The sequence below is a fragment of the Gardnerella rara genome, assembly GCF_055452355.1.
The window spans coordinates 13384-33667 of sequence record NZ_JBVBJP010000003.1; the positions used below are offsets into that span (position 1 = coordinate 13384).

Genomic DNA, 20284 nt, shown 5'->3' on the forward strand with positions numbered 1-20284 from the left:
TTATAAACTACCTTCTTCAAGCTTTTCGCCTGTTAAAACATGAGCGTGAACATGGAAAACGGTTTGACCTGCACCCAAACCAGTGTTGAAAACAAGGCGATAATCGCCATTATAAAAGTCGTTTGCAATTTTTTGCGCAACGCATGCAATATGAGCCAAAACAGCAGAATCATTTTGAGCAAGATCTGCAACATTCTTGTAATGATTGCGCGGAACAATCAAAACATGCACCTTGGCTTGCGGATTAATGTCTTTAAAAGCCACTACCGAGTCGTCTTCATACACTTTGCTGCTTGGGATTTGCCCATCAATTATCTTGCAAAAAATGCAATCGTCGTCAGTTTTGTATGTTTTGCATGCTTTATCCATTATTTTGCCCACTTTTCAATAATTCTTACTGCAATTCTTATTGCAATTCTTATTACCGAACACCATTTACTATTTTACACAAAACACGCACAAAGCTTGCAAAATTGCTTGCAAAATTGCTTGCTACTCGTACCTACCAAGCACTCTAGAAAGCAACGATAAGCATACTGGCCCTGCTGTAGACGCGCGTAAAATATTGCTTCCTAAAACGCAACTTTTGGCGCCAGCGTCTATAAAACTTTGCACTTCTTCTTCGCTAATTCCGCCTTCTGGCCCCACAATTACGTAAACAGTGCGCGTTTTGCCATCTTTTAAGCATTTTTCCGTTAAGTCGTTTACGTAATTTTCGATTTGACTAAAAGAATCTGTTGCGTCTTGATGCAAAACAACTACAAGACTTCCATAAACACATGCACGCCTACAAATCGCTAGAATCTGCTTGCTTGTAACTGGCTCTAAAAGCTCTGGCATCCACGCTCTACGCGATTGCTCCGTAGCGGACTCAAGCACCTGATTCCATCGCTTATCTGTGCGCCCTGGCTTCCATTTTGCAATCGACCTATCTGCACACCAAGGAATTACCTCGTCTACTCCGATTTGCGTAGCCATGTCTATTGCTTGCTCATCGTGACCCGTTTTTGCCAGCGCCTGAATCAGCGCCAATCTGGTTGTTGGAGCTGGCTCTTTTATAAACGAATCTACTCTAACTAAGCCGTTTTCGCTGTCTGTAATCGTTGCGTGAATTCGCACTCCTTTGCCGTCCGAAAGGTCTAGCGAATCGCCATCCGAAAGTCGCATTGCGCTTATTGCATGCCTTTTAACGTGTTGAGGCAAGCTAAGAGTCCACCCCTCTTCAATCCCATTTGCAAGAACGGGCGCATCGTCTTTATTTGTATCCAGCAAAAACAAAGCATCTGTCATAATTTAAGCCTAACGTTAGGCGCAGCCAACATTTTTGCTGCTTATGACTACTTATGTAATTGTGCAAGTAATTCTGTGCAAGTATTGTGGCAAACTAGAATGGTATGTATTGGAGGTATGCGCAAATGGTTGACGATTTTAACTGCAACTTTGCGCATTTTAATAATCAAGATTCCTCTACAAGCGATGAAGCTTTTGTGACTTTTCGCGTATCTCGTTTTACGCCAAATGACGATTCTTGCGACTCTGCGGCGGCTCTCGACTCTTCGGTTGCTTGCGATTCAACCACTGGCCCAGCCACTGCTTCAGCCACCGATTCAACCACCGATTCAACATCAAGCCCCTCCACCAACTCCCCTGGTTTAGTTAGAAGGCACAGGGAAAGCCCTTTTGCAAAAAAGCGCAAAAGCAGCCCATTCCAGGCGCAAAATTCTGGCGATTCACCAGCTAAAGCACTAAGCGGAAAACATTGGGTTCAGGATTATACAATTCGCGCGCGCAAAAACGACACGATTTTAGACTGCTTGCTTAAAATTAAGCGCACACTAGACCCCACTTTGGCATTTAGATACTCTTGCGGCCACGGCGTTTGCGGATCGGATGCTGCGAACGTAAACGGCATACCCACTTTGCTTTGCACAGCTACAATCGCCCAAAATGCTAGGCAAAATACGCAAAATCAAGGGGTTCGATCAAGCGGGTTTAGAAGAACTGGTAGCGTAAAATCGCAAGCAACCGAAAATCACAATCTGCAGTCACAATCTAAAGAAACTCCTTCGTTAATCCAAAATGGAAGCTTTGGCATTATTGAGGTTGCGCCACTTTCAGGCTTTGCTGTTCAAAGAGACCTTATTTGCGACCTTTCCCCAATGATTGCACAGCTTAAAAGACTTGAGCCATATTTGCAATCGCAAAATGTTCCAACAAGAAACAGCAGCGGAAAGCTTGCGATTATTGAGTTTTTGCAGCACCCAGAGCAGCTTGCAAAGTTTGAGCTTTTAAGCAATTGCATAATGTGCGGAGTGTGCGAAGGAATTTGCCCAGTTTATGCGGGCGGAGAAGCATTTATTGGGCCTGCAGCGCTTATAAACGCAGCGCGATTTATTAACGATTCCAGAGATAACGCCACTAATCGAAGATTAGACTTGGCGGATTCTAGCGACGGCATAAGCGCATGCCAATCCGTGCGCGCGTGCTCCAGGCAGTGTCCGCGAGGAATCGACGTTGGAGAAGAGATTTGGCAGCTTACAACGCTTATAAATGAGCGAAAAATAAGCCAAAATAAGCAAGAATAAGCTAAGACTTAAGATAAAACTAATTAATAAACTTGTCTCCAGTTGCAATTCTCACAGCTTCTATAGGGTCGTCTGTAATCGCAAGCAAACTAGGATCAAAAGACGATATAAGTCCTCTTTCTTTAACCGTAGTTCCAATCCAATCAATAAGGCCTTTCCAATATTCGCTGCCAAAAAGCACAACAGGAATTTTAGAAACCTTATGAGTTTGAACAAGCGTAAGAGACTCAAAAAGCTCGTCCATTGTGCCAAATCCGCCTGGGCACACAATAATTCCCGAAGAATATTTTAAGAACATTGTTTTGCGAACAAAAAAGTAGCGGAATCGCATGCCAAGATTTACCCACTGATTTAGACCCTGCTCATGAGGCAATTCGATTCCTAGCCCCACGCTTGTTCCACCAGCTTCTGCCGCTCCGCGATTTGCCGCTTCCATAATTCCAGGCCCGCCGCCCGTTATCACTGCAAAACCGCGGTTTACAAGCTCTTTGCCCATTATGCGAGCGCTATTGTATTCTGGCTCATCAGGCTTTATGCGAGCAGAACCAAACACACTAACAGCTAATCCAAGTTTTGCTAAAGCATCGAAGCCATCTATAAACTCGGCTTGTATTCTAAGAACTCGCCAAGGGTCAAGGCCTTGCCACGCGTAATTATTATGCGAATCGCTATTAGGCAAATCGTGTTGCAACAGCGTTTCCGTTGTACTTTCCTTAGGGATCATTGGCCCGCGCATCATTACGGCACCGCTGTAATAAGTGTCTTTCCAAGGCGAATTCTGTTCGGTGTTTTGCGAGCGCAAGTCGCAAGATTTATCAGATTTATCTAAATTATTTTTAGAAACCATAAGTCACCCTCTAAAACCTTCTAGAACTTTCTAGTCATCTTCTAATCGCAATTAAAAACAGACTTAATCACTCTATCACTCTTAATCACTCTTCAATATCGTCTAATTCTTCTTCCATATGATTCGATTGCTTTGCAAGCAAGAATCCCGAAACAGCAGCGGCCACAATAGACGCCACTAGCACGCCGAATCGTGCTTCTCCCGAAAGATCCGCGTCGCTGTAGGCAAGCGAAGCGATTAACAAAGACACAGTAAAGCCAATTCCACACGCACAAGACGTAGGCAAAAGGTCGCGAACGCGCAAATCGTCTGGAACGCGCAAGCCAATAACTTTCTTAGCAAGCCAAGCTGTAATCATAATTCCAAGTGGCTTTCCAATAACTAGCGCAATCGTAATCGCAATCAGTATTGGAGACAAAAACAGTTCCCAAGTCAGCGTTTCAAAATGAACTCCAGTTGCAAAAAGCGCAAAAACTGGCAGAGCAAACAAAGAAGACAAAGGCTGAATTTTCTGGCGATACCTTTCGGCTCTAAGCGACTTTTCGCCGTGAACAAGATGTGCAGGAGTTAGCAATCCAACCATTACGCCTGCAAGAGTTGGGTGAACGCCAGCTTGATACATCATAACCCACGCAAGCACGCCAACAAGCGCCACAATAGGCCAAGGAACGCGCTTTAATCGCACAAGCATAGTCCACACTAATCCGCATAAAACAACGCCCACAAACCAATACCATGCGTTAAGCGAAGAGAAGAATAGTGCAATTAACGCGATTCCAAGAAGGTCATCTACTGTAGCCAGAGTCATTAAAAATGCGCGCAATGATTTAGGAAGCGTCTTAGCAAAAAGCGCAAGAACAGCCAGCGAGAATGCTATATCTGTTGCCGTAGGAATAGCCCAACCGTCGCGAACCATTTCTAAAGATGGAAGCGCTCCAGAAGTAAGTCGCATAATCTCTTGACCAGCGTGAAGCTCCGAGAATATTGTAACAGTTCCAACAAAAAGAATCGGCGGAACAATCATGCCACCAAGCGCGCAAATCATTGGCATTGCTGCAGCGCGCGGGTCTCTAAGGGATCCTGCAATAAGCTCGTGTTTTAAATCTAAACCAACTGTGAGGAAGAAAATAGTTAGCACGCCGTCTTGAACCCAGTGGCTAATCGACATGTGAATGTTGGTATATGGAATTCCGATTTGCGTGTGAGAAACAGCTTCAAAAATAGGCGACGCAAATGGCAAATTTGCAAGCATTAATCCAGCTAAAGCAAATCCGAGCATAATTAAGCCAGACGTACGCTCATTATTGGCTATTTTGCATGCCACTTTCCACGCGCGCTTTACCATGCGGAATTATCTCCTCTAAGTTTAAGTTTAGAATGCTTGTGCAAAATACGATTTATATGCACTAGGACTTACAAGTATATAAGATACGTATCGAAATATAACAAAAACGCCACCTCGATTAGAAGTGACGTTTTAAATTGTGGAGCTAGGGGGATTCGAACCCCCGACCCCCTCCATGCCATGGAGATGCGCTACCAGCTGCGCCATAGCCCCGTTTAGTTATACAGCTCAAACGAACCTTTGATAGAATACAACAGATTTTGCTGCCAACCAAACTCGGCGTGTCGCCAACTATTCGCCGCTGCCAGATTGCTGCGAGCCAGATTCGCCTTGCTGCGCAGCCGATCCGCCACTCGCTCCGTTAGACGAAGAAGACGAGGACTGCGAAGAATCGCCAGAAACCGAGGACTCGCCTTTAGCTCCGCGAGAGCCAGAATCCGCCCCAGAAGCTCCAGAATCTCCAGAGCCTTGATTTCCAGAATCTGCCCCAAGACCATTTGCGTCTAAAGAGGAAGAAGATCCTTCGCGAGTCTTTTTATCTTGCTTTTCGCTAGAATTCTTGCTCGAAGAATCTTCACCTTCTTTGCCATCTTTGCCGTCTTTACTATCTTTACTATCTTTTTCATCATCCGCATCTTGCGAGCTTTTTTGCTCATCTTGCGAGTTTTTATCTTGATTTTGAACGCCATTATTCTGGCCATTTTGATGCGTATTATTGCCCGAATTCTGGCCATTATTCTGTTCGGTGTTTTGGCCAGAAGGCACTAAATTATCTGTGCCCCTTCCTTGAGTAAATAGCAGCACAATGCCAGAAGTAAGAAGAACGGCCGCAATCGCGCTCAAAATGGCAATAACAATCGTAAGTCTCTTATGCTTAGCTTCGCTATATGCATAATCACTGCCGCCGCCTAATGCACGTTTAGCATCGTTAAGAGTAAGAAGTGAGTCTGCGTCCCCTTCCGAAAGCGAATTATCTTCTTCCTTCAGTTTTCTTAAGGAAGACAATTCCATAACACTTGTGCTTTCAGCACTAAGCGCTTGCGACTCTACCGATTTTGCGTTTTGTGAGCTTGAAGAATCGCCAGCAACATTTGCATTAGAAGCCATTGCAACAACTCTTCTAGCTTGTTTTTCTTTGCTTGAATCGCCCATATTGCTGTAAACTTCGTATTCTTTAGGCATATCATCCTCTAATGCAATAAAACGCGCATTATTCACCACTTTAGTGTCATCTTCTTCATAGCGGCTTGAACTTGACTTTAGTACAGAAGAAGACTGTATCTTTTTAGAAGATGCGTGAATAACATTTTGATAAAGCTGCGATGCTACAGCAGAGACAATCGAACCTATTGCAACGCCAATAACAGACCCAGCAATACCAATTTTTGACGAGAGCAAAAACGCCGTCACAGCCGCAAGAGAGCCAGCTAGCACTTGCGTAAATGATATTCCCTTAAAGAAGTTCTTCACAAGCACACCTTAAAAATTGTTATATACTACTATTCACCAAACAACATTCACTGATTAGTATTCAAATTGACTACTACTTAGATTGTAGTTGCTGGCGCAGATGCCACGTTTGCCTTAGATTTATAAGCGTCTTGCTTTTTCCTTGCTTTTATAAGCTCAATGTGCTCTGCCAAACTTGCAAGAAGAATCGCAGCAAAAATCAATGTAAATCCAACAAAAGCCATGCTTGTTACTTGCTCATTGTAAAGAATGCTAGAAAATAGCAATGTAAACAAGCATTCTGTGCACATAATCACAGAAGCGTTAGCTGTGGAAAGATAAATCAGCGTGTAGTTTTGAATAACCTGAGCAACAACAGTCACTATCACTATAAGATAGAACATGTTTATAAACGTAATCCAATTATCTTCTGCACTAAAGTTAGGCAAAGGCTCACTTATTGCAGCTCCGCACAAAAATAGAACTCCAGAAACACAAAACTGACCAAATGTTAAAGCAACGGGATTGTACTGCCTAGAGTAATACGCTAAGTATGTTAAGTTAAACGCAAAAACAGCCGCGCAAATAAGAGTTAAAACATCTCCGTGAGAAAGCGTAAGAACGAGCAAGCCTGGCTTTAATGCAACAAATCCAACACCCACAACGCATGTTAGAGCCGCAATAATCCCTAAAAGTGTTGGCTTCTTTTTAATAATCATCCATGCGGAAAATGGTGCTATAACGCAGTAGGCAGCTGTAAGAAAAGCGCTTCTTCCTGGGTCTATCCACCTTAATCCTTCTGTTTGCGTAACTAAAGATGCGTAGTATGTAACGCCCGTTAAAAGCGAAGGAATTATTAGCTTTTTAGTAAAATTCTTGCGGATTGTTTTAAAGAAGACTACGCCCATTATTATGCACGCTCCAAGCATGCGAACTCCCATAAGCCACTGCGGCGAGAATACCTCTAGGGCGTATTTAGACGAAACGTAGCTTCCTCCCCAAATTGCGGCGCATAAGAGCAACATGATTCGCGCAATATTTACAGTAAATCGATTGTTCTGCCTTGGTTGAACCGCGTTATTTATTTCACTCATGTCACTCCCCCCATTCCTTCAAATCACGAGTCTATAACATTAAATTTTTCTTTAAGTTAGCTAAATTGCCTTATAATCTTTATAGAATAGACACAAATACAAGAAAAGTACAACCCATCGGCGTTCCTTCGTAAAATTTCCGACTTTATTACGAAATTAGCGCTTGACAGTGCGCTATTGCCTTAAGATTTACGATTCATGATTTAAGCTCGAAGGCAGGTCGGAGCGCGCGCTTGTTTATTTTTGCCCGCGCTTGTTTACCAAAACACCAAACACGACAACAAACGCGGGCAAAAATAAACAAAAGCAGGAAAATCGTTCGCGCGTGGTTACGCCAAGTGAAGTAGAGATTCGAGATTTTTCGCAGCGGATGAAGCGAACCTCAGCGCCGAAGGTGGTGATTCGCTGAAGTAGCAAGAAAAATCGAGAATCTCGGCGATGAAAGCCACGCAAAAGTTCTAGATATCCAGAAGGTTTGATGTATTTCTCTACGAGCAATAAAAGAGGAGCGTAGCGACGGGACTTGCGAGGAGAGAAATACTCAAACCTCGCGCAACAACAAATAGGAGAATCGCGCTACAAGACTCCCAACTTTGTTCAATTGGTGATTTATGTCACAAGTTTACGCATTTTTGCAAAAACGCATCGATTTTTAACCATTTATATGCATGATTGCGCGTAATCTTAAAGGTGATTGAATCATAATCGTATGATTGCTTGATTGCACAATAATCAGTTGAAGAAAGGACTCAACATGGCAACTCTTAGCGAAGATATGAAGACTTTTATTGAGAACAATTTGGCTTGGATTGCAACGATTAGCAAAGATGGCGAGCTTGATCTTGGCCCAAAGATGTCGATGTTTGTGCTTGACGATAATCACCTTGCTTACCACGAGCGCACTGCAGGTCAGCATTTTAAGAACTTGCAAGATGGCAGCCAGTTGGTTGTTGCTGTTGCAAATTTGGCAGAAAAGAAGGGCTATCGCTTCCGCGGAACTGTTACTCTTCACACAGATGACGCGATTTACAACGAGCAGGTTCGCGTTGCAGAAGAAAAAGGTACGAAGAAGCCAGCGGCCGTTCCTGTTATGGAGATTACTGAGATTCAGGATTTGACTTCTGGAGCTAACGCTGGAAAGACGATTGCTAAAGATTAATCAAAATACTAATTTTTTGCAAAAAACTAACAAAACGCCGAATGAATTATGACCATTCGGCTATGCGTTTTAAAATAGCGAGTGGCGTTCGTCCTCAATGGCGAAGATGAACACCACTCAATTTTTATCTGATAATTTTTTACTTGCTTTCTTTACGCAATTCGCGCAACCTAGCGTTCATTTCTTCCGCTTTCTTCTTCTCGAAGTAATAAATTATTGCAGCAATCGCAATCGGGAAAATAACAGTGAACGCAATCCATCCGCAAATCACAGCTGGCTCATCTTTGAATGAAATCCACCCAACAATCACGGATACAATAAATTGAATAGCAATTGGCGGCACCAGCGCAAACACAAACTTTGCGAGATTTGACATACGATCATTCGACCAAAAAATAGCGAACACTCCATAGCTTATGCCTATAACAAACGCTGCTACAGCATAAGATGCAATTCTGTTTCCAACCGCGCTATGCGCTAACAGGCTAGATACAAAACTGATTGCAGTAAAAATAGTGCACCCTATGCCAATGCCTTTAACAATGTTTTTTGCCATTGTTTTGCCTAAAGTTGTAACTTGCTTTTCCATAATAATCATTTCCTTTTTAAGTATTAAAAATTTAGTATTAAAAATTTAGTATTAAAAATTCGCTTAAAACTACATTCCTAAGCGCTTTTTGAACGAGCTCAAGCATCTGCGACTAATCCACTCAACGCTTCCGTCGTCCATTTTTACGCTCATACTTCCGCCGAATCCTGGATCGACTCGAACAATGCGATTCAAGTTCACGATTGCGGATTTAGATATGCGCACAAACGACGCAAATTGCGGATTGTCAAAATCCATCAGGCGCTTGTAAGAAACGCACTCGCCTTTATCGCTGTGAATGATTACGCGCGAATTTTCTACGCAAATCATAATCACATCTGGCTCGTGCATAACAATAATCGAATCGTTAATATAACCATATATGAATGAATTATTGTTGCTATTTGCCGCATTTACAGCATTATTTACAGCATTTACAGTATTATTTTCAGCGCCGCTTGCTTTTGCATCTTTAGAATCAACGCTTTGCAAATTGGCTATAATGCGTTTAAGATTATCGTCAATATTGTGAACTGACAATTGAGCCTGCTGCTCTTCTTCTGGCGGCACAATAGCAATCGTTACTTTCATCAGGCCTCCCTTCCGTATACTACCGTTAGCGTTTGCTAGCTATTGCTAACTTTTCTTAGCGTTGCTAGCTTTTTGTTTTGTAATTTTGACTATACGGCACTGTAAATAGTCTGTCTTTACAAAATCGCTAAGCGGTAGCTTTTGGGTTTTAAGCGGCAAATAAGCGGCGAAAAATAGAAAAACGCATCTTCCTACTCAGCCGTCTACTCAGCCCTCTATGCTGCACCCCAAATGCGAATAAGACGCTGGCTTGTAGGGTCTGCTGCAGGGCCTTGATCGTAAGCATCCAAACGCCAATGAATCGAGCCATCTGAATTAAGACTTGGAATTAGGCGCGCCCAACGGCCGTTTCCCATTCCGCCAATCTCCGTGTAAGAAGGGTCTACCTTGTCTAGTCCAAGAAGCTTATGAACAGTTTGAGATAGGCACGATCCGTGCGAAAACACTAGTAAATCGCGGTCGGAGCCAGTTTTGCGCGCCCAATCTTCTACAGCTCTCGCCGCACGCTCGCCAACTTCTTGCTTTGTTTCTGCACCGTGATTAAGCTCGCCGCCTTTGCCGTCAACCCATGACTTAAAATCTTCAGGCCATTTTTCGCTAATTTGCTGGCGATTAAGGCCTTCCCACTCGCCAAAAAAGCGCTCGCGCACGCCATTTTCAACGTGAACATTAAGGCCAATCTTATCTGCAAAAGCATGCGCAGTTTGCTGAGCGCGAATAAGTGGAGAAACAATGGCAACAAAACTTGCATCGGCTTCTTCTGGCGTAATGCGCACATGCTCCTGGCTATTTGGATCCTTTGGATCTTCCAAATCAGAAGCTCCAAAAAGCACGCGCAAAGCCTTGCCAGAGCGAGTCACCTGGTCTATTCCAGACTCATCTAAAGCAATATCAATCATGCCTTGAAGTCTAAATTGCGCATTATAAGGCGTCTGGCCATGGCGAACAAGCATCACAGAACGCGCAATGCCCTCGTGAGCGCTGTTTTTATTGGCATTATGCGCAATCTGCGTTGCGCTTTCAACAAAATCCACCATTATCTTGCGCTACCTTTCAATTTACTTTATTTTTCAGATGATTAAGCATGCCGCGGAAGTCGCAAATCTATACAAGGAAGACCATTCCATAAATTATCAAGACGATATACTGGAATAGCATCTTCACATACGACATAAACTACAAAATCACCATAATCAAGCGAAAACCATTGCGATAACTTAGAGGTTTCTTCAGGTATTGGCTTGCGCTTGTTCTCCTTAACATACAAGTATTTTTCGATTTCATCACTAACAGCCGATACTTGATCCTCGTTAGGTACGATAATAACAAGCATAATGTCTTTACGAAGCATATTGCTAACGTCAAAAGCTTGGATATTAGTGGCTTTTAACCTATAGGCTGCAGCCACAGCAATCCTAACCGAGTTAAAAGATTTTTCTGAAACTGCCATTGTTTCTCCTTAACTATCGAACTAACGAACTAGCGAACTAACGCTCCCAAGCTGGCTTCCAGCCCTCTACAACGTGCTGCGTGTTTTCCGAATACACCATGGAATCCGCTGGAACATCGTGGCGAACAACAGATCCTGCACCCGTTGTAACTCCATCTCCAACAGTAACGGGAGCTACAAACAGGTTTCCTGCGCCAACATGCGCGTTAGAGCCAATAGTCGTGTGATTCTTATGCACTCCGTCGTAGTTTGCTGTAATCGTGCCACCGCCAATATTCGTGTGCTCACCCAAATCAGCGTCGCCCATATAACTTAGATGCGGAACCTTAGTGCCGTTTCCAATATGCGCTTTCTTCATTTCCACAAACGCGCCCGCTTTGCTCTCCTCGCCAAGCACATTTCCTGGTCGCAAATACGTCCACGGCCCAATGTTTGCAGCGCGGCAAATATGCGATTCTTGCACACGCGAGCGCTCCACAACCGCATCTTCATCTACTTGAGCATCAATAAGCGTAGTGTACGGCCCTACAACCGCACCGCTTTTAACAGTTGTGTGCCCTTGCAAGAAGCAGCCTGGAAGAACCGTAACATCTTCTTGTAAAACAACATCGTCTTCAATCCATGTAGTATCTGGATCTAAAATAGTCACGCCTTCAAGCATCCACTTTTCGCAAACGCGCTTGTTATATGCTTTTGCAAGCGCAGCTAATTGAACGCGAGTATTTACGCCTTCTACGCTCAACGAATCTGCGGACGACATTGCTCCAACACGCCCCATTGCGCGAGCGTGCTCTAGCGCATCTGTTAAGTAGAACTCGCCTTGAGTGTTCTTGGAATCAAGATTTTCTATAGCATCGCTAAGTACTTTTGCATCGAACACATATACCGACGTATTTACTTCCTTAATCGCAAGCTCTTCTGCATTAGCGTCTTTGTGCTCAACAATTCGCAAAACATCGCCATTTTCTCCGCGCACAATTCGCCCGTAGCCAGTGGCATCGTCTAAAACAGCAGTTAAAACAGTTGCCGCGTTTCCTTGATTATTGTGAAAATCGATTAACGATTGCAATGTTTGCGTATCTAAAAGTGGCATATCGCTTGCAGCAATTACCACAGAACCTTTAAGCGCACTACCATATTGCTGCTTTGAAGCTTCGTTAAGATCTTGCATTGCGCACTGCACAGCCCTGCCAGTTCCAGGCTTATCGTCTTGATTTACAATCCGCACAGCGTTGTTGTAGCTTTGCGCTGCTTGCGACACCAGTTGCGCTTGAGCGTGAACCACTACAGCAAGCTCCCCTGGATTTATGCCCGCCATTGCGTCCATTACGCGATTTAAGAACGTCTTCCCCGCAAACTTGTGCAATACCTTTGGAGTTGCTGAACGCATGCGCGTCCCATCACCTGCTGCCAGAATTATTGCTGCGGCTACATTATGATTTTCCACATGCGCTCCTTATTTTGCATAATACGTGCCGAAAGATTTTTCAACACAACACAAGAGCAAAGCAAAAGTGCCCCCGACGCGATTCGAACGCGCAACCAACGGATTAGAAGGCCGTTGCTCTATCCATTGAGCTACAGAGGCGCAAGTTGCAATTATACCAAAATTCTTACACCAACACACCCAGTCTTAAATAATTTGCAAATTAATATCGCGCAACACGCGGTATATTTGATTACTCTGCAAAATGTGGTATAGTCATCAAGTCGCGTTAAAACGCGGATAATTTAAGATGCCCCTGTATCCCAATTGGTAGAGGAAACAGCCTCAAAATCTGTGCAGTGTGAGTTCGAGTCTCACCGGGGGCACGTGCACAACGCCGCTTACATTCTAAGCGGCGTTTTTGTTATCTTCCATCTCGCGCACACGCGCAGCCCCCGATTTTGCAATTAAAACAAAAACGCGCACCCAAAAAGGATGCGCGCTTAGAAAACTACGATTAGCTAGCAATCAACTAGCAATCAACTAGCGATTAATCGCAAGCACCAACGGTGTGAACGTAAATAGAGTCGGTACGACCAGCCTGGCGCTCACCCTGAGCAGTGCTCAAAACAACAATCTTGTCGCCGTCAGAAACCTTACCAGCTTCACGAAGAACCTTGTCGGTGAAGATCATAAGATCATGACGGTTCATATCGTGGTAGTCCTCGCTAATCAAGAAGCCTTCAGTGCCCCAGCTCAAAGCCAACCAGTGATAAGTGTGCTCATTGTTGGTCAAGCCGTAGATTGGAGCAGCTGGACGCTCGCGAGAAATGCGGTGAACGGTACGACCAGTCTGCGTGTAAGCAACAATCGCCTTAGCGTTAAGCTTGTCTGCCAAATCAACAGCTGCAGAAGAAACTGCACCCGTGCTAGACATGTCAAGCTCCACAGATGGAATGCGATCGTAGCCATTTTCAGTCGCGTATTGAGAAATACGGGACATAGTCTGAACGGTAACTGCTGGATACTTGCCGACTGCAGTCTCGTTAGAGGTCATAGTTGCATCGGCGCCGTCAAGAACAGCGTTAGCGCAATCAGAAGCCTCTGCACGAGTTGGAACTGGAGAGTTAACCATAGATCCAAGAACTTCGGTAGCAACGATTACTGGCTTTGCGTATTGGCGAGAAAGCTCAATGCAGCGCTTGGTAACGAGTGGAACCTGCTCAAGTGGCATCTCCACTGCCATATCGCCACGAGCAACCATAATGCCATCGAAGGTCTTAACAATCTCTTCCAAGTTTGCAACAGCCTGTGGCTTCTCAATCTTTGCAACGATTGGAATGCGGCGGCCTTCTTCGTCCATGATTTCGTGAGCGCGATCAATATCGGTAGCAAAACGCACGAACGACATTGCAATAATGTCTGCACCAGTGCGAATAGCCCAACGAAGATCAGACTCATCCTTTTCAGTCAATGCTGGAAGAGACACGGCAACACCTGGAAGGTTAATGCCCTTGTGGCTAGAAACTGGGCCAGCAACAACAACCTTAGTGTGTACGTCGTTGCCTTCTACCTTGGTAACCTCAAGACGAACCTTGCCGTCATCAATCAAAATTGGATCGCCTGCGTGGCAATCTCCTGGCAAACCCTTGAAGGTTGTGGAAGTGCGATGCTCATCACCCTCAATATCGTCTGTGGTGATAACGAACTCTTGGCCCTCTTCCAAATAAACCTTGTCTTCGCCGTCAGCGTTCTTCTTGAACCAACCGCAACGAATCTTTGGACCTTGCAAATCAACAAGAGCAGCAACATTACGACCAGTAGTCTTTGAAGCTTCGCGCAAGTTGTTGTAAACGCGCAAATGATCTTCAGGAGTGCCATGCGAACGGTTTAAGCGAGCAACATCCATGCCAGCTTCAACAAGCTTGGTAATGCCCTCTAACGATTCGGTAGCTGGTCCAATAGTATCAACAATTTTGGCTTTTCTCATAATGCCTGCCTGTTTCCTTTGTTTATTTTTAAATGGGAAAATACCCACTTTCCGAGTAATAGTGTACCAGCAAATTGTGACCTATAGGCAAAACTCGCGCCTATTTTTTTACTACGATTAATCACGACTAGCTGCGCTCGCTTATTAATCACAATTACCTTGCGATTAACTGCGATTAGCCACAACTATCTTTCTAAATTATTTTCTTTCAACGCAAGTCCTATAAGCTTATCCGTGTAATCAGCCATAACCAATAGTCGTAACAAAAACTCGCCAATCGTCGGAACAAAAACTCGCCAATCGTCGTAACAAAAACTCGCCAATCGTCGGAATGAAAACTCGCCAATCACAAGAATAATACTCTAGTCAAGCCTTACAACACAATTGAGTCAATTCGCAGAGATTCCAACCATATAGCAACGACCGTCTGTTTATTTTGCTTGACAACGTATACCATTTGTATCATAATCGTTTTGAAAGGGGTTGATACTATGGCAACAAGTCCTACTCAAATTCGTATCGATAGTAATGTCAAAACAGAAGCAAACGAACTGTTTAAAGAACTCGGCATCGATATGTCAAGTGCCGTGAACGTCTTCTTACGCCAGTGTGTTTTGCACGGAGGTATTCCCTTTAAAATAGAAGTCCCAAAGTTTAATACCGAAACGTTAGCAGCAATGGAAGAAGGAAAAAGAATTTCCAGAGACCCTAACACACCATCGTATTCTTCTATGGAAGACCTTAAGAAAGCGCTTTTATCTGACTGATGTACAACGTTAAGTTTACAAACGCTTATAAGAAAAGCTACAAGCGTATGGTTAAACGTGGAATCGACCTTTCTCTTTTAGATGAAGTAGTAGATAACCTAAGACAAGGTATTGCACTTAATCCTAAATACAAAGACCATATACTCAAAGGAAAATTCAACGGTTTTCACGAATGTCACATTAAACCAGACTGGCTACTTGTTTACCTAATAGAGGATGATATTCTTACCCTCACACTCATCGACACTGGCAGTCACTCAGACCTATTCAACCTGTAAGAGCAAGATGCTCTTTTACCCGACAAGTGACTTTTATTTTATACTCATCCATTAAAGACATTGTTCAGGCTCTTCAAAAATCACGCCAAGCCAGCTTACAGTCGCCATACACTAAATCTTTTATCAATAAAAAAGCTGTAGATTTAAAAATGTGTTATTTTATTTTTTAAACAGTCGCGTACTCTTTTGACTTTGATGCATAATTAAGGCGAGCACGTTGCGTACAAGTGCCCGCCTTAATTTATGGGAGTTATGAGATGCGATTAGCTGCGACTAGCGCAAATGCTTAGCGCGCTTGCAATTTGCCGCAGCTCCAGAAGCCGCAAACATGCCAAACACCATCGCACCGAAAAATGCAAACGTTATGCCAGAGGCGTTTGAACCCGTGTTTGGTAGAGCATCGGCAGAGCGCGCGCCAACAGGCTGCAAAGCATCGGAGCCGCTTGTAGAACCGTCACCATTAGCAGAAGAATCTATCGAACTAGCCATAGGCATAGATATGTGCTTTTTCGGATTGGTTAATTCACCAGTATCAGGGTCAACATCATACGTAGTAATAATAGTTTTATTGCCCTCGTGCGTAACCTGCTTATTACCAACCTTTGTAAGACCATCCTTAGCTGGAGTAATTTCTACCTTATCGATTGGTACCCATTTACCGTTAACAAAGCTGCCTGTATGGGTGGTAATTTTAAGACCATCTACAGGGTCACTGATTTTCTTTTGCGTGTTGTAAGGAAGCGTGTCATCCGCCTCATACTTCATCTTGCCATGCAAGACTTCTGCTTCTTGAGTATCAAGAATTGCAGGCTCGAAGCTATATTGCACTCGCGTCTCAGGCTGAGGCTTAGGATCTGGTGTCTTAGGTTTAGGCTTAGGCGCAGGAGCTGGTGTCTTAGGCTCCGGCTTAGGTTTCGGCGTAGGAGCTGGTGTCTTAGGTTCCGGCTGCGGAGGTGTAGGCGGTGTCTTAGGCTGCGGCGTCTTAGAATCCTGTGTGTAAATGGCATACACAGTCATATCGCCATTAACTACGCTTGCTCCTGTAAACGTCTCGCCCTTGCCATCATTCTTCGTGTTCCATTCTTTAAATGTGTAACCAGTATTTGTAGGATTTTGTGGCATAGACTGGTCGGTCAACGCATCCGTATCAATAGCCTTACCCGTTTCTACCTTCACCGTTTGAGTCTTATCGCCGTCCTTGAAAGTAACTGTTCTTTGAATCCGCTTCCACTGAGCGACGTATGTTACGTTAGCAGTCACCTTATCTGCAACGGTAGGAGTCCAGCCTGTAAAAACATAATCTGTTCTGCTTGGAGCGGTTCCCTCAAAAGCAGGAGTATCGGAACCCGAAGCAGCTTTGTAAACCTGATCGGTAAAAATTGCTTCGTTGTCAACGCCATCAGTATAAGTTATCGTGTATTCTCTTACAAAGCTTACTTCTATAGTGTGAGGCGATTTTACAGCCTTGAATTCATATGAACCCGAAGCTGTATGTTCGACGGTCTGTTCTACTCCGTCTATCTTCAGCGAAGCTATTATGTATCCTTCGTTGGCTGTAAAATTGTATGTCTGATTTTCTCCGTATTGGACTTCTGTCTTTCCGGCAGGAGTTATCGATCCGCCAACACCGGCAGTTGCCATTATAGTAGGATTAAGGTTTGCATAGACCTTATAAATTCGCTTAATTAATGCTGATTCTCCTATAGTTCCCGTTCTGTTTACGGAAATCACATTTCCCGATGTATAAGCAGTTGTCTTGTGCTCGTGACTTGCCGAGAATGAATAGAAAAGGGCGTGGTAATTTCCGCGGTCATTACCGTTTAAGAACTGCCCGTACGTCCAATTCTTAAAAACCCAATCTTTTTTTGCAGTGGCAGTATACTCCCTTACACCTGTAAGCTGAGGGTCAACTCCAGCCGAATTTTTGTAAGTGATAGTTATATCGGCTGCAGGCGAGCCTTTATCGTCTTTTACCGAATAAACATGCAGCTCTGCATCTCTTATATACGGTTCCTGCATGTCTACTTCCGTATATTCGTAGCTCGGATTAGAGGGCTGAATAGCGGGTTTAGCGGTTTTATCGTTTTTCTTTAATGCGTCTTTCTTACCTGTTCCCGCACTGCTACCAGCAAATGCCTGCGTAGTTCCAGCCGTTACGCCAAATGCTACTAATGTAGCCAGCAATAGGCCCATTGTCTTTTTTACTAACGCTTTCACCTTATACATCGCCTCATCAATCTATTGATGTTCCTTTTATTGTTTTGAAAAATTGCATAAAAATAGGCAGAAATATATACCTAATGGATAGGTATATATTTCTGCCTATTAAAAAATTCTACGGAAAAAGAGATAGAGTTATGCTGTCTGTCTGTCTGTCTGTCTGTCTGTCTGTCTGTCTGTCTGTCTGTCTGTCTGTCTGTCTGTCTGAGCATGCTCTATCTAAACCCTTTTGTCAAGTATTTTTCAAAAAAAAATAAAATAAATTTATTTTTCACATTAACAAAATTTAGAATAATACTCGGTTGATTATCTATCAACGCAAAGACATCGCGTGAATCATAGACAATTATTTATCATTAAGCTCACTTATTAGCCGCATCCATTTGCCGCAACTCTTTTTTAAGATCGCGTATTTCGTCGCGCAATCGCGCAGCCAACTCAAATTGCAACTGTTCTGCCGCCGTATGCATTTGCTCGCTCAAATTCTTAATCAAAGACATAATATCGCTTTGCGGCAAGGCCGATATATTCGCCATACGCTTTTCTTTGCTTTGCTGCCCCAGATTCGGCTCTTTTGGCACGCCATAATGCGAGTTCCCAGCCTTATTAGCATTCCTGTAACCACCTGCTAGCAAAGTTTGAGTATCAACATCCTCCTTAGCAAGCATGTCGTTAACGTCACTAATCTTCTTTCGCAAAGGCTTAGGGTCAATTCCATGAGCCTTGTTATACGCGATTTGCTTTTCGCGACGCCTCTCCGTCTCGCTAATCGCCTTGCTCATAGCATCCGTAACAGCATCCGCATACATAAGCACAGTTCCCGAAACATTACGAGCAGCGCGGCCAATCGTTTGAATAAGCGAGCGGTAAGACCTTAAGAAGCCTTCCTTATCTGCATCCAAAATCGCAACCAGCGAAACTTCTGGCAAATCCAAGCCCTCACGAAGCAAATTAATACCAACAATCACATCAATTTTCCCTTCGCGAAGCTCGCGCAAAAGCTCCACTCTGCGCAAAGTATCAACATCCGAATGCAAATACTCAACTTTAATTCCAAGCTCAAGGAAGTAATCAGTTAAGTCTTCCGCCATTTTCTTTGTAAGAGTCGTAACAAGCACGCGCTCATCTTTGGCAACACGCGCCTTAATTTCCGCCAGCAAATCGTCAACTTGACCTTCCACAGGTCGAACCTCAATCTTAGGGTCAAGCAAACCAGTTGGGCGAATAATCTGCTCAACTACGCCATCCGAAAGCCCCAACTCGTAGTCGCCAGGCGTTGCCGAAAGATACACAGTTTGACCAACGTGCTCCAAAAATTCGTTCCACTTTAACGGGCGATTATCCATTGCAGATGGCAGCCTAAAGCCATGCTCAACAAGCGTTCTTTTGCGCGAAGCATCACCCTCATACATAGCTCCGATTTGCGGCACGGTTACATGCGACTCGTCTAAAACTAGCAAAAAGTCGTCTGGGAAAAAGTCAAGAAGCGTATGCGGAGGCGTGCCAGCCGCGCGTCCGTCAAAATGCCTCGAATAATTCTCCACTCCAGGGCACACTCCAACTTGGCGAAGCATCTCCAAATCGTACGTAGTTCTCATTTCCAAACGCTGAGCTTCCAGCAATTTATTTTGCTTTTTAAGCTGCGCAACTCTCTCGCCAAGCTCCGACTCAATCGCCTCTAACGCGCGTTCCATGCGCTCAGGACCCGCAATATAGTGAGATGCTGGGAAAATATGCACGCTACTCTCCTGGCGAATCACTTCCCCAGTAAGCGGATGTAGCATTGTAATTCTGTCGATTTCGTCGCCAAAGAACTCAATTCGCACAGCTAATTCTTCGTACACAGGAATAATCTCAACCGTATCTCCGCGCACTCTAAAAGTTCCGCGCGTAAACGCAATGTCGTTGCGCTTGTATTGCATGCTCACAAACTGGCGTAATAAATCGTCTCGCTCAAGCTGCTGGCCAACGCTTAACATAAGCATTCGCTCGGCATACTCCTCTGGGGTACCAAGTCCATAAATGCAAGAAACAGTAGCCACAACAACGCAATCACGTCTAGTAAGCAAATTCGCTGTAGCAGCGTGACGAAGACGCTCAACATCGTCGTTAATATTCGAGTCTTTTTCAATATACGTGTCTGTTTGCGGAATGTACGCTTCTGGCTGATAGTAGTCGTAGTAAGACACAAAATAGCTCACAGCATTATCTGGCATAAGCTCGCGAAACTCCGCGCAAAGCTGAGCTGCCAAAGTTTTATTCGGCTCAATAATAAGTGTAGGCCGCTGCAAACGCTCAATTAGCCAAGCGGTTGTAGCAGTTTTACCAGTGCCAGTTGCGCCCATTAAAACAACGTCGTTTTCGCCGTTTTCAATGCGATTCGCCAGCTCGTCGATTGCTTGCGGCTGGTCGCCCGAAGGCTCGTACGGCGCTTTTACAACAAAAGGCTTGTTTGTGCGCTGAATTTTATTCGACATTATTTTTCTCCAAGAGC

General features: G+C 44.1%; 18 protein-coding genes and 3 tRNA genes. 5 read left to right on the plus strand and 16 right to left on the minus strand.

The features are described 5' to 3' along the window. Positions 1 to 369, minus strand: coding sequence for a histidine triad nucleotide-binding protein (locus ACZ0NX_RS03250; protein ID WP_004122874.1), 369 nt, complete (start codon positions 367 to 369; stop codon positions 1 to 3). A gap of 123 nt (positions 370 to 492) precedes the next feature. Further along, positions 493 to 1290: a 16S rRNA (uracil(1498)-N(3))-methyltransferase gene (locus ACZ0NX_RS03255; RefSeq protein ID WP_415689591.1), complete on the minus strand. Its 798-nt coding sequence runs from the start codon at positions 1288 to 1290 to the stop codon at positions 493 to 495. Between the two features lie 125 nt (positions 1291 to 1415). Here ACZ0NX_RS03255 and ACZ0NX_RS03260 point away from each other — a divergent pair, with 125 nt between their 5' ends. Next, positions 1416 to 2585: a succinate dehydrogenase/fumarate reductase iron-sulfur subunit gene (locus ACZ0NX_RS03260; protein ID WP_464405744.1), complete on the plus strand. Its 1170-nt coding sequence runs from the start codon at positions 1416 to 1418 to the stop codon at positions 2583 to 2585. Positions 2586 to 2604: 19 nt separating this feature from the next. Here the strand turns inward: ACZ0NX_RS03260 and ACZ0NX_RS03265 are convergent, their stop codons facing one another. The 5 genes from ACZ0NX_RS03265 to ACZ0NX_RS03285 all read right to left on the minus strand — a co-directional run bounded on the left by ACZ0NX_RS03265 (position 2605) and on the right by ACZ0NX_RS03285 (position 7320). After that, entirely contained in the window at positions 2605 to 3432 is an 828-nt protein-coding gene (locus tag ACZ0NX_RS03265; protein WP_060787215.1) for an LOG family protein, read from the minus strand. A gap of 85 nt (positions 3433 to 3517) precedes the next feature. After that, positions 3518 to 4777, minus strand: a complete 1260-nt coding sequence (locus tag ACZ0NX_RS03270) for a Na+/H+ antiporter NhaA (RefSeq protein ID WP_464405504.1) — start codon at positions 4775 to 4777, stop codon at positions 3518 to 3520. A 140-nt stretch (positions 4778 to 4917) separates the two neighbouring features. Then, positions 4918 to 4990: transfer RNA gene (locus ACZ0NX_RS03275), tRNA-Ala, on the minus strand. A 78-nt stretch (positions 4991 to 5068) separates the two neighbouring features. Then, entirely contained in the window at positions 5069 to 6247 is a 1179-nt protein-coding gene (locus ACZ0NX_RS03280) for a hypothetical protein (RefSeq protein ID WP_464405506.1), read from the minus strand. A 77-nt stretch (positions 6248 to 6324) separates the two neighbouring features. Continuing rightward, positions 6325 to 7320 carry a DMT family transporter gene (locus ACZ0NX_RS03285; protein WP_464405508.1) on the minus strand — a complete coding sequence of 332 codons (996 nt, stop codon included), beginning with the start codon at positions 7318 to 7320 and terminating at the stop codon, positions 6325 to 6327. A 754-nt stretch (positions 7321 to 8074) separates the two neighbouring features. On the opposite strand from ACZ0NX_RS03285, the gene ACZ0NX_RS03290 reads away from it, so the two are divergent. After that, positions 8075 to 8479, plus strand: a complete 405-nt coding sequence (locus ACZ0NX_RS03290; protein WP_004130565.1) for a pyridoxamine 5'-phosphate oxidase family protein — start codon at positions 8075 to 8077, stop codon at positions 8477 to 8479. Between the two features lie 139 nt (positions 8480 to 8618). Here ACZ0NX_RS03290 and ACZ0NX_RS03295 read toward each other — a convergent pair whose 3' ends face one another. The 6 genes from ACZ0NX_RS03295 to ACZ0NX_RS03320 form a co-directional block, all read right to left on the minus strand. Beyond that, complete coding sequence (locus ACZ0NX_RS03295; RefSeq protein ID WP_415689583.1) at positions 8619 to 9068, minus strand: DUF3021 family protein; 450 nt, start codon at positions 9066 to 9068, stop codon at positions 8619 to 8621. A gap of 69 nt (positions 9069 to 9137) precedes the next feature. After that, a complete protein-coding gene (locus tag ACZ0NX_RS03300; RefSeq protein WP_464405511.1) occupies positions 9138 to 9659 on the minus strand; it encodes a LytTR family DNA-binding domain-containing protein in 522 nt (173 codons plus the stop codon). A gap of 215 nt (positions 9660 to 9874) precedes the next feature. Next, positions 9875 to 10696 carry a histidine phosphatase family protein gene (locus ACZ0NX_RS03305; RefSeq protein ID WP_415695574.1) on the minus strand — a complete coding sequence of 274 codons (822 nt, stop codon included), beginning with the start codon at positions 10694 to 10696 and terminating at the stop codon, positions 9875 to 9877. Between the two features lie 41 nt (positions 10697 to 10737). After that, positions 10738 to 11109, minus strand: coding sequence for an RsfS/YbeB/iojap family protein (locus tag ACZ0NX_RS03310; RefSeq protein WP_415695573.1), 372 nt, complete (start codon positions 11107 to 11109; stop codon positions 10738 to 10740). Between the two features lie 37 nt (positions 11110 to 11146). Then, a complete protein-coding gene (gene glmU, locus ACZ0NX_RS03315) occupies positions 11147 to 12556 on the minus strand; it encodes a bifunctional UDP-N-acetylglucosamine diphosphorylase/glucosamine-1-phosphate N-acetyltransferase GlmU (protein WP_464405513.1) in 1410 nt (469 codons plus the stop codon). A 68-nt stretch (positions 12557 to 12624) separates the two neighbouring features. Beyond that, a tRNA-Arg gene (locus tag ACZ0NX_RS03320) sits at positions 12625 to 12697 on the minus strand. A 150-nt stretch (positions 12698 to 12847) separates the two neighbouring features. Between ACZ0NX_RS03320 and ACZ0NX_RS03325 the strand changes: the two genes are divergently transcribed. Continuing rightward, positions 12848 to 12921: transfer RNA gene (locus ACZ0NX_RS03325), tRNA-Leu, on the plus strand. A 164-nt stretch (positions 12922 to 13085) separates the two neighbouring features. On the opposite strand, the gene pyk is transcribed toward ACZ0NX_RS03325, so the two are convergent. Beyond that, entirely contained in the window at positions 13086 to 14525 is a 1440-nt protein-coding gene (pyk, locus tag ACZ0NX_RS03330; RefSeq protein ID WP_415689574.1) for a pyruvate kinase, read from the minus strand. A gap of 491 nt (positions 14526 to 15016) precedes the next feature. On the opposite strand from pyk, the gene ACZ0NX_RS03335 reads away from it, so the two are divergent. Both ACZ0NX_RS03335 and ACZ0NX_RS03340 read left to right on the plus strand, forming a co-directional pair. After that, positions 15017 to 15292: a type II toxin-antitoxin system RelB/DinJ family antitoxin gene (locus ACZ0NX_RS03335; protein ID WP_415695571.1), complete on the plus strand. Its 276-nt coding sequence runs from the start codon at positions 15017 to 15019 to the stop codon at positions 15290 to 15292. Then, positions 15292 to 15570, plus strand: coding sequence for a type II toxin-antitoxin system YafQ family toxin (locus tag ACZ0NX_RS03340; protein WP_415695570.1), 279 nt, complete (start codon positions 15292 to 15294; stop codon positions 15568 to 15570). Before ACZ0NX_RS03335 ends, ACZ0NX_RS03340 begins: the two co-directional genes overlap by 1 nt. Before the next feature lie 273 nt (positions 15571 to 15843). Here ACZ0NX_RS03340 and ACZ0NX_RS03345 read toward each other — a convergent pair whose 3' ends face one another. Together ACZ0NX_RS03345 and uvrB are read right to left on the minus strand one after the other, a co-directional pair. After that, complete coding sequence (locus ACZ0NX_RS03345; protein WP_464405516.1) at positions 15844 to 17754, minus strand: InlB B-repeat-containing protein; 1911 nt, start codon at positions 17752 to 17754, stop codon at positions 15844 to 15846. A 398-nt stretch (positions 17755 to 18152) separates the two neighbouring features. Next, positions 18153 to 20267 carry an excinuclease ABC subunit UvrB gene (gene uvrB / locus ACZ0NX_RS03350; RefSeq protein ID WP_415696053.1) on the minus strand — a complete coding sequence of 705 codons (2115 nt, stop codon included), beginning with the start codon at positions 20265 to 20267 and terminating at the stop codon, positions 18153 to 18155. Positions 20268 to 20284: the final 17 nt, after the last annotated feature.

Bases quoted from the DNA above. Each gene is read 5' to 3' on its own strand.
- ACZ0NX_RS03250 (WP_004122874.1), bottom strand. From the start codon at position 369: ATGGATAAAGCATGCAAAACATACAAAACTGACGACGATTGCATTTTT.
- ACZ0NX_RS03255 (WP_415689591.1), bottom strand. From the start codon at position 1,290: ATGACAGATGCTTTGTTTTTGCTGGATACAAATAAAGACGATGCGCCC.
- ACZ0NX_RS03260 (WP_464405744.1), top strand. From the start codon at position 1,416: ATGGTTGACGATTTTAACTGCAACTTTGCGCATTTTAATAATCAAGAT.
- ACZ0NX_RS03265 (WP_060787215.1), bottom strand. From the start codon at position 3,432: ATGGTTTCTAAAAATAATTTAGATAAATCTGATAAATCTTGCGACTTG.
- ACZ0NX_RS03270 (WP_464405504.1), bottom strand. From the start codon at position 4,777: ATGGTAAAGCGCGCGTGGAAAGTGGCATGCAAAATAGCCAATAATGAG.
- ACZ0NX_RS03285 (WP_464405508.1), bottom strand. From the start codon at position 7,320: ATGAGTGAAATAAATAACGCGGTTCAACCAAGGCAGAACAATCGATTT.
- ACZ0NX_RS03290 (WP_004130565.1), top strand. From the start codon at position 8,075: ATGGCAACTCTTAGCGAAGATATGAAGACTTTTATTGAGAACAATTTG.
- ACZ0NX_RS03295 (WP_415689583.1), bottom strand. From the start codon at position 9,068: ATGGAAAAGCAAGTTACAACTTTAGGCAAAACAATGGCAAAAAACATT.
- ACZ0NX_RS03300 (WP_464405511.1), bottom strand. From the start codon at position 9,659: ATGAAAGTAACGATTGCTATTGTGCCGCCAGAAGAAGAGCAGCAGGCT.
- ACZ0NX_RS03305 (WP_415695574.1), bottom strand. From the start codon at position 10,696: ATGGTGGATTTTGTTGAAAGCGCAACGCAGATTGCGCATAATGCCAAT.
- ACZ0NX_RS03310 (WP_415695573.1), bottom strand. From the start codon at position 11,109: ATGGCAGTTTCAGAAAAATCTTTTAACTCGGTTAGGATTGCTGTGGCT.
- pyk (WP_415689574.1), bottom strand. From the start codon at position 14,525: ATGAGAAAAGCCAAAATTGTTGATACTATTGGACCAGCTACCGAATCG.
- ACZ0NX_RS03335 (WP_415695571.1), top strand. From the start codon at position 15,017: ATGGCAACAAGTCCTACTCAAATTCGTATCGATAGTAATGTCAAAACA.
- ACZ0NX_RS03340 (WP_415695570.1), top strand. From the start codon at position 15,292: ATGTACAACGTTAAGTTTACAAACGCTTATAAGAAAAGCTACAAGCGT.
- uvrB (WP_415696053.1), bottom strand. From the start codon at position 20,267: ATGTCGAATAAAATTCAGCGCACAAACAAGCCTTTTGTTGTAAAAGCG.